The organism is Mesorhizobium sp. WSM4848 (assembly GCF_055811375.1).
The window spans coordinates 13,460-26,683 of sequence record NZ_JBVVPX010000011.1 but is presented as its reverse complement, the minus strand read 5'-3'; the positions used below and the strand labels follow the sequence as shown (position 1 = coordinate 26,683).

10 protein-coding genes are annotated in these 13,224 nt (G+C 63.7%); 5 read left to right on the top strand and 5 right to left on the bottom strand.

From position 1 onward, the window contains the following. Positions 1-111: 111 nt before the first annotated feature. From AC0L16_RS12720 to AC0L16_RS12710, 3 genes are all read right to left on the bottom strand, one after another. On the bottom strand, positions 112-1,383 hold the full coding sequence (locus tag AC0L16_RS12720) for a class I SAM-dependent methyltransferase (protein ID WP_473621119.1): 1,272 nt from the start codon (positions 1,381-1,383) through the stop codon (positions 112-114). A 431-nt stretch (positions 1,384-1,814) separates the two neighbouring features. Then, entirely contained in the window at positions 1,815-3,176 is a 1,362-nt protein-coding gene (locus AC0L16_RS12715; protein ID WP_473621118.1) for a pilus assembly protein TadG-related protein, read from the bottom strand. A 326-nt stretch (positions 3,177-3,502) separates the two neighbouring features. Next, the gene (locus AC0L16_RS12710) at positions 3,503-4,372 is read right to left on the bottom strand and encodes a transglutaminase-like domain-containing protein (RefSeq protein ID WP_473621117.1); all 870 of its coding nucleotides are present in this window, start codon (positions 4,370-4,372) and stop codon (positions 3,503-3,505) included. A gap of 172 nt (positions 4,373-4,544) precedes the next feature. On the opposite strand from AC0L16_RS12710, the gene AC0L16_RS12705 reads away from it, so the two are divergent. Next, a complete protein-coding gene (locus tag AC0L16_RS12705; RefSeq protein WP_473621115.1) occupies positions 4,545-5,210 on the top strand; it encodes an HAD-IA family hydrolase in 666 nt (221 codons plus the stop codon). A 7-nt stretch (positions 5,211-5,217) separates the two neighbouring features. On the opposite strand, the gene AC0L16_RS12700 is transcribed toward AC0L16_RS12705, so the two are convergent. Then, complete coding sequence (locus tag AC0L16_RS12700) at positions 5,218-5,457, bottom strand: DUF1674 domain-containing protein (RefSeq protein WP_473621113.1); 240 nt, start codon at positions 5,455-5,457, stop codon at positions 5,218-5,220. 108 nt (positions 5,458-5,565) lie between these two features. Here AC0L16_RS12700 and htpX point away from each other — a divergent pair, with 108 nt between their 5' ends. The 4 genes from htpX to purH all read left to right on the top strand — a co-directional run bounded on the left by htpX (position 5,566) and on the right by purH (position 11,529). Next, positions 5,566-6,573, top strand: a complete 1,008-nt coding sequence (gene htpX / locus AC0L16_RS12695) for a zinc metalloprotease HtpX (protein ID WP_473621112.1) — start codon at positions 5,566-5,568, stop codon at positions 6,571-6,573. Then, complete coding sequence (locus AC0L16_RS12690) at positions 6,564-7,964, top strand: RsmB/NOP family class I SAM-dependent RNA methyltransferase (RefSeq protein WP_473621111.1); 1,401 nt, start codon at positions 6,564-6,566, stop codon at positions 7,962-7,964. Before htpX ends, AC0L16_RS12690 begins: the two co-directional genes overlap by 10 nt. Before the next feature lie 133 nt (positions 7,965-8,097). Continuing rightward, positions 8,098-9,822 (top strand): heparinase II/III family protein, encoded by a 1,725-nt coding sequence (locus tag AC0L16_RS12685; RefSeq protein WP_473621110.1) that lies wholly within the window; start codon positions 8,098-8,100, stop codon positions 9,820-9,822. A 90-nt stretch (positions 9,823-9,912) separates the two neighbouring features. Beyond that, positions 9,913-11,529 carry a bifunctional phosphoribosylaminoimidazolecarboxamide formyltransferase/IMP cyclohydrolase gene (purH, locus tag AC0L16_RS12680; protein WP_473621109.1) on the top strand — a complete coding sequence of 539 codons (1,617 nt, stop codon included), beginning with the start codon at positions 9,913-9,915 and terminating at the stop codon, positions 11,527-11,529. A 205-nt stretch (positions 11,530-11,734) separates the two neighbouring features. Here purH and AC0L16_RS12675 read toward each other — a convergent pair whose 3' ends face one another. After that, positions 11,735-13,177 carry an MFS transporter gene (locus AC0L16_RS12675; RefSeq protein ID WP_473621107.1) on the bottom strand — a complete coding sequence of 481 codons (1,443 nt, stop codon included), beginning with the start codon at positions 13,175-13,177 and terminating at the stop codon, positions 11,735-11,737. Positions 13,178-13,224: the final 47 nt, after the last annotated feature.

The following is a 13,224-nucleotide window of genomic DNA, read 5'->3' as shown; positions in this document are numbered from 1 at the left end:
CTTCGTCATCCTGGGCGAAGCAAGGAGCGAAGCGATGCCGCGCAGACCCGAGCATGACGAAGGCGTGGGTGGCGACGCCCTCCAATCCGTCTTCCAGGATCGGCCGCAACCTTATCCCCGATAAAGGTCCGCCCGCGTCGGCGGCAGGCCGCTCGGGCCTCGCGCGCGCTTGGTGACGACGGTCTGGAATATCTGCGCCGAGGCGCGTTCGAAAGTGATCGAACAGCCGGTGAGATAAAGCAGCCAGAGGCGCGCCTTGGCTTCACCGACCTCGGCGATCGCCTCGTCGAAGCGTGCGTGGAGGCGCTCGGCCCACAGACGGCAGGTGCGGGCGTAGTGCTCACGCAAATTCTCGACATCGTAGACGAGAAAGCCGTGCGCTTCGAGATTGCCGAGCGTCATGCCGATCGTGTCGAGCTCACCGCCGGGAAAGATGTATTTGATCAGCGCCTTGAATTCCGGGCCTTTGCGCAAGGTCTTCTTGATGCTGCCCTTGTCGCGCCGGGTGATGGCGTGGTGCAGATAGATGCCGCCCGGCTTGAGCAGGCGACGAATGGTCGAGAAATAGGCGGCGTGGTTGGCCAGCCCGAGATGCTCGAACATGCCGATCGACGAGATCTTGTCGAAGGAGCCGGACAGCTCGGCATAGGACTTTATCTCGATGGTGATGCGATCCTCCAGTCCCTCCGCACGGATGCGCTCGCGGGCGAGCTGGGTCTGGGCTTCCGACAGCGAGACGCCATGGCCGACGACGCCGTAATTTTTCGCGGCATGGATGAGCATGGCTCCCCAGCCGCAGCCGATGTCGAGCAGCTTTTCGCCGGGCTTCAGCCGGAGCTTGCGGCAGATATGGTCGAGTTTGTCTTTCTGCGCCTGGTCGATGCCATTGGCGAAGTCGGTGAAATAGCCGCAGCTATAGACCATGCGTTCGTCGAGGAAGAGCCGGTAGAAGGCGTTCGAAATGTCGTAGTGGTGCTGGATTGCTTGCCTGTTCGACCCGCTGACGAAGGGGTTGCGCCCGGAAAGGTTGGTCCGCGCCGTCATCTGCTTTCGCGAAAACAGCACGGCCGGCAGGTCGCGCAGGACCGCGAGCTTGGGCAACGACTTGAGCTTCGTCCTGAGCTTGCCCTGCGCAGGCAGAGCGTAGAAATCGAACAGCGACCCGTCTTCCACGTCGATGGTCTTGGAAATCCACATTTCGATCAGCGTCGAGAGGTTGGGCCGGCGCATCACCTGCCAGACGATGTCCTGGTCGTTGATGGTGACCACGGGGCCGGTGGCGGGGCCGATCCGCTCGCCGTTCCACAGCTTGACCGCGAAACCCGGCTTCAACGTCTCGATAACCGTTCGAATGATCCGTGCGGCTCTGTCGGCTGCCTCCATCCCCGTCCCTCCTGTTCATCCCCTGGCGGGTCCGACAGCGACATTGCCTGTCCGATCGGATAGCCGCAAGCAGTTAGCGGCAAACGCGCACCGCATTCGCGATGGCGGCTTGCCATTTGCAGATCGACACCCCATCATGAGGGCGTGTTCAACAAATCGAAAGGAGGTGATCCGATGTCGAGTGATTTCGTTTTCCAGAACGTGGCCTCAGCGGATTGCACTTTCGGGAAGCAGTCTTCCCGTTAAGGCGCGAGATGCGCGGCTGGCGACGCCTGGAGCGCGGCGCGTCCTTTGGACGCGCAAAGGACGCTCCAGCATTTTAAGTCACGTCGCTGCCATGAGCCGCGCCATGGACGGAAACACGGAAGGCCGCCGGCTTCGAAAGAAGCGGCGGCCTTTTCCTTGTCCGGATGCTGTCTGCTCAATGCCCTCTATTTGGTCAATGCCAGGATTTCGATGTTGCGCGCTATGTCCTGGAAAGCCTGGTTGAGTTCCGCCCCGTTGGCGGCCTGATAGAAGTGCTTGATCTTGGCGGTATCCGGGCTCGCGCAATTCTGCAGTGTCGCCTGGGCATTCTCCTCGTTGAGATCGAAACCGATGGTGAAGATTTCGATGCCCTTGTCGCGCATGGCGGTGCAGAGCGTCTTGGCTGCCGTGCGGGTCGGTTCCTTGCCGGCATCATTGTAGACCTCACCAACAGTGCTGGCATCGAAATAGGACAGGTTGAACTCGCCGTCGGTCATCAGGATCGCGATTTTGGCGACCTTTTTCGGATCTGCCTTGGCTGGCCGCTGCGACGCGTTCATCACACTGCCCCAGTTTTCCGAAAGCATGTACCAGATCCACTGCACGCCGATATGGCCCGCGGTGCCGCCCGATGCGACAAAGCTCTTGATGACGTTCTTGAGCGCCGCGGCGTCCGCCGTCAGCGGCTTCAACGCGGCGACCGGGCAGGCAGCCGTGCCGGTCGGCCAGGCGAAGAACGACAACAGGTAATCGCGATTGACCATGCTGATGTCGGGACCCACATCCGAATATTGATAGGTGCCCTTGCGCTCGGTGGCGCAATTGTCCGGACGCGTTAAGCCGGAGACATACTGTATAGCGCCATTGCCGGGCGCCTGCTTGCGCTGGCTGGTCGAGGCTTCGACGTAGACGCTGCTGCCGGCAAGCGCGCCGGCATTCACCGAATTGGCGTAGGGCACGATGGAGACTCGCACTCGGGGGTTGGCGGGGTCCTGACCGCCCAGGAAGCTGTCGACCGCGTTCGCTGCGGCCGTCCTCAGGTCGATTATTTTCTGGCCGGCCATTGAACCTGTGACGTCGAGCATCATCGCCACTTCGATCGTCTTGTCCGAATAGATTGCCGTCGTCGATGCGGCAATGCGCTTCATGTCGCCCATGCCGAAGATTGGAAAATAGAGGCCAAGATCGACATGGATCTCCGCCTGAACCGTCTTGGCGATTTTGTCGACGGTCAATTTGTCGAGGACGATCCGATCCGTCTGCAGGATGCCCGCTCGGCTGTTGGCATCGAGAAACGCCTTCACCGACGTGTTGGCGTCGGCCTCCGTGATGACGCCGGTGGTCAGGTCGCGTGCCGTCGAGGTCACCGCCGCATCGACGACGCCCTGCAAGCTCGACTTGGCGTTGTAGAGCTGGGAAACATTGACGGCAAAGCCGACGCCAAGCGCCAGCACCGACGCGACCATGCCGAACAGAACCGCCAAATTTCCGCTGCGATCTCCGGCAAACCCGCCGATCGCGTGAACAAGACCCCCAAAACGCCGCATGCTTTCGCCTCCATTCGCCACGACTCGAGCCGTGTGAAGGCCGCATTGCAGGATTCCGGCCGGACGGCGTCGTCATCGCAGCAAAAGCCGGCAGCTCATCGTCAAGCCATTGTTTTGCTTGGTTTCGAATTGCGGCAAGGTAAACATCCGGTAAACGACAGGCCGCTGCGGCAGTTTCGTTTACGAAGCGCTTACCATGATCCCGACGTCTGCCGTGACGCACAAGAGCCTATCCCGCTTCGGCACAGAGGTTCTGTGCCGAAGCGGATCAGGCGCATCATATCCGTTGACCGTAACAGCCGGACGCGCCGTTCGCGCTTGCGCTCCTATGCCAGCATCTGCGCGCTGGCGGTCCTGTCGACGCCGCGATGGGGCGGGTTGAACAGATTGCTTTCCTGCTCGTAGGTCCAGACCTTGAACATGCTGAGCCGGTGCGGCCCGAAACTGTGCAGCAGCGGCACGTCGGTCGCGTCGCGGCCGCGCGCGATGACGACGCGGCCGATCCTCGGCATGTTGTGGCGCGGGTCGAACGTGTACCACTTGCCGTCGAGGAACACTTCCAGCCATGCCGAAAAATCCATCGGTGCCGGATCGACCGGTACGCCGATGTCGCCGAGATAACCGTTCACGTAGCGGGCTGGGATGTTCATGCAACGGCAGAGCGTGATCGCCAGATGAGCGAAGTCGCGGCAGACGCCGACGCGCTCATCATGCGCCTGCGCCGCCGTGCGCGTCGGACGCGCATAGCCGTAGCCGAACGACAAACGGTTGTGGACATAGTCGACAATCGCCTGCACCCGGGCCCAGCCGGATGGAACAGGCCCGAAAAGCTGCCAGGCCAGATCGCTGAGATGATCGGTTTCGCAATAGCGACTGCCGAGCAGATAACAGAGCACATCATCGGGCAACTCCGTCACCGGCACTTCCCTGGCCAGCGTGTTGACCTCGTCGGTCTCGCCGCTGTCCTCGACGACGGCGTCGTAAAGAATGCGAAAGCCTCCGCCAGGCGCGGTGAAGCGGCGGCAAGCGTTGCCATAAAGATCGTGATAGAGCCTGGTTGGCACGGAAGGCGAGGTCAGCACGCGCGTCTGCCGTTTGATGTCGGCCTGGCGCTGCTTGTGGATCTCGAGCAGCGAAATCACCGGGGTGGATTCAGCACAGTCGATGGCGATTTCGTAGCCGAGCCGAATCAGCATCGCGGTTCCCCTCTTCTGGGTGTCGTGGAAGACGGTTTTGTTAACGCGAGATGGCCGGTCGTGGTTCCCTGGTCTGTCGAAAAAGGCGATCTCGCGCCTTCCCATGCCGCCGATGCGACGTTACGGTCGATCGACAAGCTTTGGTTCCTTCCGAAACAACTTGGGATAGCAGATGTTCGCAGGCAGAAAATTCGCAGCCTTGCTGTTCGACATGGACGGCACGGTGGTCAATTCGATTGCAGCGGCAGAAAGGGTCTGGGCAGATTGGGCACGCCGGCAAGATCTCGACGTTGCCGCATTCCTGCCAACGATCCACGGTGTGCGGGCGATCGAGACCATCGCTCGGCTGGCGCTTCCAGGCGTCGACCCGATGCGTGAAGCCGATGCGCTTCTGCAGGCCGAGGTGGCCGATATCGACGGCATCCTTCCGATCGCCGGCGCCGCGGCGTTTCTGGCGTCGCTGCCACCCGAGCGCTGGGCAATCGTCACTTCGGCGCCGCGCGAGCTGGCTCTGCTGCGCATCGCGGCCGCCGGCATCCCGCTTCCCGCCACCCTTGTCGCGGCCGAGGACGTTTCCCGCGGCAAGCCGGCGCCGGATTGCTTCCGGCTGGCGGCCGAGCGCCTGGGCGTCGACGCGCGCGACTGCCTCGTTTTCGAAGATGCGCCCGCCGGCATAGCGGCGGCCGAGGCCGCAGGAGCCACCGTCGTGGTCATCAGCGTCACGCACCAGCATCCGTTGCAAACGCCGCATGCTGCGATCGCCGGTTATGACGGGATCGGCGTCACCGTCGACGACCGCGGCTGGATTGTCCTCGCAGCGGAGCGGGCTGCGGCTTAGGGTGCCCTTAGAAATCGCTGGTCAGGCCCTTCACTTCCCAATCGCCATAGCGGCCGGGTTCCCTGCCGCCACGGCCGCCGATTTCCCGGGGCATCGCGGCTTCCAGCCGGCGATAGTGTTCGTGCCGTGCTTCGGCTTCCGCCAAAGCACGGCGGGCTGCCGGTGGCAGCGTCCTTTGCGGCACGTCGTGACCGGCGCCGGCGTTTGCATTCCTGATTTCGCCCGTTTTATCGGTTTCGTCGATCATGCGATATTCCCGGCGGATTGAAACAGGGCCACACGTTTCCCATCATATAGCGATGAGCCGACAGGGATCGACCCCTTTTACGCAGCGCCGGCAGAAATGGAGCAGACGATGAACACACTTCGCACCGCCATGCTTTTGGCCGCGATGACCGCGCTGTTCATGGGCGTCGGCTATCTGATCGGCGGATCGGGCGGCATGGTGATCGCCTTTCTGATTGCCGCCGCCATGAACCTGTTCAGCTATTGGAACGCCGACAAGATGGTGCTGTCGATGAACCGCGCCGTAGAGGTCGACGAAAGGAATGCCCCGGAATATTACGCCATCGTGCAGAGCCTCGCCAGACAGGCCGGCCTGCCGATGCCGAAAACCTATCTGATCGACAACCCGCAGCCCAACGCTTTCGCCACCGGCCGCAACCCGCAGAATGCCGCGGTCGCCGCCACCACCGGACTGTTGCAGCAACTGTCGCATGAGGAGGTCGCGGCTGTCATGGCGCACGAGCTCGCCCATGTGCAGCACCGCGACACCTTGACCATGACGATCGTCGCCACGCTTGCCGGCGCGATCTCGATGCTCGGCAATTTCGCCTTCTTTTTCGGCGGCAACCGCGACAACAACAATTCCCTTGGCATTATCGGCGTGCTGGTGGCGATGATCGTGGCGCCGTTCGCCGCGATGATCGTGCAGATGGCGATCAGCCGTACCCGCGAGTACGAGGCCGACCGGCGCGGCGCCGAGATCTGTGGACAGCCGCTTTGGCTTGCCTCGGCGCTTGACAAGATCGCTCGCGGTGCCGAACGCATCCGCAACCCGGATGCCGAGCGGAACCCGGCGACCGCCCACCTCTTCATCATCAATCCACTTTCCGGCGAGCGCATGGACAGCCTGTTTTCCACCCACCCGAACACCGACAACCGCATCGCCGCCCTGCAGGCGATGGCGCAGGACATGGCCGGTGGCGCATCCGCCAACGCGCGGCAGCCTATGCCGCGGCAGGCGGACGGGCCATCAGGCCCGTGGGAGAGAGCAGCCGAGCAGCCTGAGCAGCCGCCGGCCACGCCGAAATCCAATCCCTGGGGCCGCAATCCGACCGGACCCAAGGGTCCGTGGTCGTGAGCGAAGCGAAACGCCGACACCGAATTTCAGGCGATCATGGAGACAATGCAGCGAGCCCCGGCGAGCCCGTTGCCGGCCTCGCCACGCGCAAGGCGGCTGCCCGGCTGCTCGCCGCCGTCATCGATGCCAAAACGCCGCTTGACGGGCTGACCGACCACGAGAACGGCCATCCGCAATACAAGGCGCTCGGCCTGCGCGACCGGGCGCTGGTGCGCGCCATACTGGTCACTGCGCTGCGCTTCCGCATGACCATATCCGGGTTGCTGGCCCGCCGCCTGGAAAAGCCGCTGCCGCCCAACGCCACCGCGCTTTCGCATATTCTGCATGTAGCAGCGGCGCAGATCCTGTTCCTCGATATTCCCGACAGCGCCGCCGTCGACCTTGCCGTGACCCACGCCAAGTCCGATCCGCGCACGGTGCGCTTCTCCGGTCTAGTCAATGGCGTGCTGCGCACGCTGGCGCGGTCCAAGCAGGCCGAGCTGGCTGCAGCGCTTGCCGCCACCGACGATGCGCCGAAATGGTTTTCCGACCGGCTGAAAGCCGCCTATGGCACTGAGAAAGCCAAGCAAATTCTCGCCGCCCACAGGCACGAGGCGCCGGTCGACTTCACGGTCAAGTCCGATCCTGCGCTATGGGCCGAGCGGCTCGGCGGGATCGTGCTGCCGACCGGCACTGTGCGCGTCGAGAAACTCAGCGCCTCGGTCACCGAACTGCCCGGCTTTGCAGACGGCGCCTGGTGGGTCCAGGATGCCGCCGCCAGCCTTCCGGCCCGGCTTTTCGGCGACGTCAGGGGTTTGCGCGTCGCCGATCTCTGCGCCGCCCCTGGCGGCAAGACCGCTCAGCTTATTCTCGGCGGCGCCACGGTCACCGCGATCGATTCCTCGAAGAATCGGTTGGCGCGGCTCTCGCAGAATCTCGAACGGCTCGCTTTGTCCGCAGAAATTGTCCAGGCCGATCTGCTCAAATACGAGCCGGAACAACTGTTCGACGCCGTCCTCCTCGACGCGCCCTGCTCCTCGACCGGCACGGTCCGGCGGCATCCCGACGTGCCCTGGACGAAGACGGCGGCCGACATCGAAAAACTCGCCGATCTGCAGCGAAGGCTGCTCGCCCGCGCCGTCACCCTGGTCACGCCTGGCGGCCGCATCGTCTTTTCCAACTGCTCGCTCGACCCGCTCGAAGGCGAGGCGCTTCACCGCGCCTTCCTCGCCGAGACGGCTGATATCGTCGACGATCCGATCCGCCCGGGCGAGATCGCCGGCATTGATCCGTTCATGACGCCGCAGGGCACTCTGCGCACCACGCCCGCAGATCTGGAGCTCGGCTCACCGGAACGGTCCGGTCTGGATGGCTTCTTCGCCGCCCGCATGCGCAGAGCCGGCCAACGCTGAAAATTTGAAGACTGTTTTAGCAAGAATCCTGCGGAAAACAGGCTGAATTTCAACGCCTCTGTGGAATTCGCCTTCGCATAAGTTCTTGAATCATATAAGCTTGTCTTCGGATTGGGCGCTGTGAGGAGGGCTTTTGGCGATCGCTGCCGGCAGCACGACGCGTCTATGGACGCTTGTCGCGAAGGAGTTCTGGCGCAAGACGCGCCGGCGCCTGCGTGCCGGGCCGATCCATCGCTGGCGCTACTCCGGCCGCACACCGGAACGCGTGCTGATCGCTCCGCCGGACCTGCGCCTGGCCGACCGGCAGATCGCGCTCGAGATTTATTATGGCCGCTACCCGCTGTCGGGACATCTGGTCGAGACCGGCGGCAAGTCGCCCTTCCAGATCGCCGTGGCCAATCCCGGCTGGCAAAAGGCACTGCACGGCTTTCGCTGGCTCCGCCATATGCGCGCCGCCGGCACCGAGCTTGCCGCCGCCAATGCCCGCGCGCTGGTCTCTGACTGGATAACCATCCATGGCAGCAATATTTCCGGTGTCGCCTGGGAGCCCGGCACGACGGCCAAGCGCGTCATCGCCTGGCTGCAGCATTCCTCGGTGATGCTGCAGGGTGCTGAATTTCCCTTCTACCGGGCCTTCCTGAAATCGCTGGCCATGCAGATCCGCTATCTCAGGGCGATGGCACGCGAGATGCCGGACGGCAAGGACAGGCTGCGCGCCCGCATCGCGCTTGCCTTTGCCGCTCTGTCGCTACCGGCGCCGGCATCGGCGCTGCGCGGCGCGACCCGCAACCTCGCCGAGGAGCTCGACCGTCAGATTCTGCCGGATGGCGGCCATATTTCCCGCAATCCGATGGCCGTGCTTGAAATCCTCGCCGACCTCCTGCCGCTGCGCCAGACCTATGCCAATCAGGCCGAAACGCCGCCGGCGGCGCTGATGGGCGGCATCGATCGCATGCTGCCGGCGCTGCGTTTCTTTCGCCACCAGGACGGCAGCCTCGCCCGCTTCAACGGCATGGGCGCGACCATCCACAACCGCATCGCCACCATTCTGCGCCACGACGACACCGCCGGCGCGCCGTTGCTGCACGCACCGCATTCGGGCTACGAGCGCCTCTCCATGGGCGGCGTCACCGTGATCGCCGATACCGGCCCGCCACCGCCGATCGCTGTTTCCAACGCGGCGCACGCCGGATGCCTTTCCTTCGAGCTGTCTTCCGGCCGCCGCCATTATATCGTCAACGCCGGCGTCGACACCTATGGCGCCGCCGAATTCCGGCCGCTTGCCCGCGCCACGGCCGCTCATTCGACAGCCACCATCAACGACACCTCGTCGGCGCGTTTCAGCCACTCGCTGCGTGTCAACGACCTGCTCGGCACGCCGCTGATCGGCGGCCCGCAGCATGTGCCTTGCAAGCGCACCGACCAGCAAGGCAGCCAGGGTTTTGTGGCTCGCCACGACGGCTATGTCGCGCGCTTCGGCTTGCTGCATGAGCGCAAACTGAAATTGACGACGAACGGCAATGTGCTCGCCGGCAGGGATCGCCTTCTGCGGCCGGGCAATGCTGCGATCCGCAACAACGGCCGCGATTTCGTCACCGTGCGCTTCCACATCCACCCCGACATAGGACTGCTCCAGGACGAGCACGACCGCTTGGTGCTGACCGCCGATGAAGCCGACACATGGGTGTTCACCTGCACCGAGGTGGCGCCCGAGGTCGAAGAATCCATCTATTTCGCCGGTCTTGGCGGCCCGCGCCGCAGCCGGCAGATCGTGCTGGCCTTCAAGGCATCGGAGGTTTCCGAAGTCCATTGGCAACTGACGCGGACGGCCATCGCCGGTCATTCGGCAAAAAGCTAACACTGCGATAGCCCTGCAGTTTGATTTCCGGGCCTCATGTGCTACGGCGCGCGGACACTTTCCCAACCAGCCGTGAAAGGCCGCCAGCCCATGGCCGTCGCCGCCAAGAACATTCCCGCGCCCGACCTCGTTCCCGTCCGTCGCGCGCTGCTTTCCGTCTTCGACAAGACCGGGCTCATCGATTTCGCCAGAGCGCTGGCCGCGGCCGGCGTCGATCTGGTCTCCACCGGCGGCACGGCAAAGGCGATCGCCGAGGCAGGCATGGCCGTGCGCGACGTCTCCGACCTTACCGGCTTTCCAGAGATCATGGACGGCCGCGTCAAGACGCTGCATCCGTCCGTGCACGGCGCGTTGCTTGGCGTGCGTGACGATCCCGAACACGCCGCGGCGATGCGCGATCATGGCATCGAGCCGATCGATCTCGTCGTCTCCAATCTCTACCCTTTCGAGGATGTCCGCCGCTCCGGCGCCGCTTACGCCTCGATCGTCGAGAACATCGACATAGGCGGCCCGGCGATGATCCGCGCCTCGGCCAAAAACCACGCCTATGTCGCCATCGTCACCGATCCCGAGGACTATGCCTCGGTGCTCAACGCACTGGAGATGAATTTCGGCTCGCTCTCGCTGGATTTCCGCAAGAAGCTGGCGACCAAGGCCTTCGCCCGCACCGCGACCTATGATGCGGCGATTTCCGGTTGGTTCGCCGAAGCGCTGGAGATCGAGCATCCCACCTGGCGCGCCTTCGGCGGCAGGCTCGACCAGGTGATGCGCTACGGCGAGAACCCGCACCAAAGTGCCGGCTTTTACGTCGACGGCGACAAGCGGCCGGGCGTCGCGACGGCGCGCCAGCTTCAGGGCAAGCAGCTTTCCTACAACAACATCAACGACACCGACGCCGCCTTCGAACTGGTCGGCGAGTTCGATCCGGCCCGCTCCGCCACCGTCGCCATCATCAAGCACGCCAACCCGTGCGGCGTCGCTGAGGGCGCTTCGCTGAAGGCGGCCTATGCCAAGGCGCTTGCCTGCGATCCGGTCTCGGCCTTTGGCGGCGTCGTCGCGATGAACCGCACCCTCGAGGCCGAGGCAGCCGAAGAGATCGTCAAAACCTTCACCGAGGTCATCATCGCGCCGGGCGCCTCGGACGAAGCAATCCGCATCGTCGCCGCCAAGAAGAATCTGCGCTTGCTGGTCACCGGCGGCTTGCCCGATCCGCGCGCGGCCGGCTCCACCATGAAATCCGTTTCCGGCGGGTTGCTCGTCCAGGGCCGCGACAATGCGGTGGTCGACGACCTCGACCTGAAAGTGGTGACCAGACGCGCGCCGACGCCGGCCGAAATGGCCGATCTCAAATTCGCTTTCCGCGTCGCAAAGCACGTCAAGTCGAACGCCATCGTCTATGTCAGAGACGGTGCCACCGTCGGCATCGGCGCCGGCCAGATGAGCCGCGTCGACTCCTCGCGCATCGCCGCGCGCAAGGCGCTCGACGCGGCCGAGGCAGCCGGCCTGGCCGAGCCGCTGACCAAAAATTCTGTCGTCGCCTCGGATGCCTTTTTTCCGTTCGCCGACGGGCTTTTGTCTGCGATCGAAGCCGGCGCTACCGCCGTCATCCAGCCGGGCGGCTCGATGCGCGACGACGATGTCATCGCCGCCGCCGACGCCCACGACATCGCCATGGTGTTTACCGGCGTCAGGCATTTCAGGCATTGAGCACTCCTTGCCTTCTCCCCTTGTGGGAGAAGGTGGCCGAGCGAAGCTCGGTCGGATGAGGGTGTTGGCCGGATCACTACGGCAAAGATGTAAGCGCTTCAAATCCTTGATGTTTTGACGTTGAGTTTCTTCCAGCACCCCTCATCCGTCTCGGCGCTACGCGCCGAGACACCTTCTCCCACAAGGGGAGAAGGGAAGAGCAGCCCTATGCCGGCGGGTTGTCTGCCGGATACGGCGTGCGGACCAGGATCGCCAGACCGACGCCGAGGAACAGCACGATTACAGCCATCCCAAGCCGTTGCGAACCGCTTACCCAGCCTATGGTCGACACCAGAAACGGCGCGAGGAAGCTGGTTGCCCGTCCGGCCAGTGCGTAGATGCCGAAATAGCGGCCCGATTCGGCCGCGGTGACGCTGCGCGCCATGTAGGAGCGGGACGAGGCTTGTACTGGCCCGAAGGCGAGGCCGATCAGCAACCCATAGAGAATATAGGCCTTTTCCGCCGCCGTGCCGAACAGGCCGCCCGAATCGGCGTTGGAGAACTGTAGCATCCCGAGCAGCGTGAAGCCCGGTCCGGTGGAGAGGATGCCGATAGTTGCGACAAGCAGCATCACCAGCGAAATCATCACCACGGCCTTGGAGCCAAGCGCCGTGTCGAGGCGGGCGGCGATCCAGCAACCGACGATGGCGACCACGATGAGGATGACGCCGAACAGGCCGATCTCGGTGGTCGACCAAGCGAACATCCCTGCCGCGAAAAGCCCTCCGAGCGCAAGCAGCGCATTGACGCCGTCTTGGTAGATCATGCGGGCGACCAGAAAGCGGAAGATGCCGCTGCGCTGGCGTACTTCGGCCAGTGTCGACTTCAACTCCGACAGCCCTTCGCGCACCGCTGGCCCGATCGGAATGCCCTTGACGGCATCCGGGGTGAAGAAGAACATTGGCAGGATGAACAGCAAGTACCAGCCAGCCGACAGCGGCCCGGTCGCCCGAGCGTCCTCGCCGAGTATCGGGTCGAGACCGAATATCGGGTCGAGACCGACGATCGTCTTGCCTGTTTCCGGCGAGCCGGCCATGACGGCAACGACGAAGATCAGCGCGATTGTGCCGCCGAGATAGCCGAGACCCCAAGCGATGTTCGAGATCCTTCCAATCTCGCTCTTCGGCACCAGGCGCGGCATCATCGAATCGTTGAAGACTGTCGAGAATTCCGCCGCAACCGAGGCCAGCGAAAACAAAGCCGCGATTAGGAACAGATTTGAGCCCGGCGCAGCGAGCCATAGCAGGCAGAGACTGGTGATCTTGATCGCAGCAAAGCACGCGATCCACGGCTTTCGCGGCCCAGTCTGATCTGCGATCGAGCCGAGTATGGGCGACAAAACGGCAATGACTAGTCCCGCCGCGGCGATGCTCCAACCCCAGACCGTCTGGCCAAGTAGGTGCTGGGATTCAATGTAAGCTTCAACTGCGGCTGGACCGGCTGCCTGGGCAGCTTGCATGGCAGCCGGATCCAGAACCATGCGCGAAGCGAAGTAAGGGCCGAAGATGAAGGTGGTGATGACGGTGAAGAACGGCTGCGCCGCCCAGTCGAACAGCATCCACCCCCAGATGCCGCGTTCCGGCGCTCGCTGCACTGCTACCTCGGCCATATGCCCTCCCACGAATGGCGCCCGCGGGGGCGCCGCTCCGCTCTATA

Bases quoted from the DNA above. Each gene is read 5' to 3' on its own strand.
- AC0L16_RS12715 (WP_473621118.1), bottom strand. From the start codon at position 3,176: ATGCGGCGTTTTGGGGGTCTTGTTCACGCGATCGGCGGGTTTGCCGGA.
- AC0L16_RS12675 (WP_473621107.1), bottom strand. From the start codon at position 13,177: ATGGCCGAGGTAGCAGTGCAGCGAGCGCCGGAACGCGGCATCTGGGGG.
- purH (WP_473621109.1), top strand. From the start codon at position 9,913: ATGGCCGTCGCCGCCAAGAACATTCCCGCGCCCGACCTCGTTCCCGTC.
- AC0L16_RS12720 (WP_473621119.1), bottom strand. From the start codon at position 1,383: ATGGAGGCAGCCGACAGAGCCGCACGGATCATTCGAACGGTTATCGAG.
- AC0L16_RS12705 (WP_473621115.1), top strand. From the start codon at position 4,545: ATGTTCGCAGGCAGAAAATTCGCAGCCTTGCTGTTCGACATGGACGGC.
- AC0L16_RS12700 (WP_473621113.1), bottom strand. From the start codon at position 5,457: ATGATCGACGAAACCGATAAAACGGGCGAAATCAGGAATGCAAACGCC.
- AC0L16_RS12710 (WP_473621117.1), bottom strand. From the start codon at position 4,372: ATGCTGATTCGGCTCGGCTACGAAATCGCCATCGACTGTGCTGAATCC.
- htpX (WP_473621112.1), top strand. From the start codon at position 5,566: ATGAACACACTTCGCACCGCCATGCTTTTGGCCGCGATGACCGCGCTG.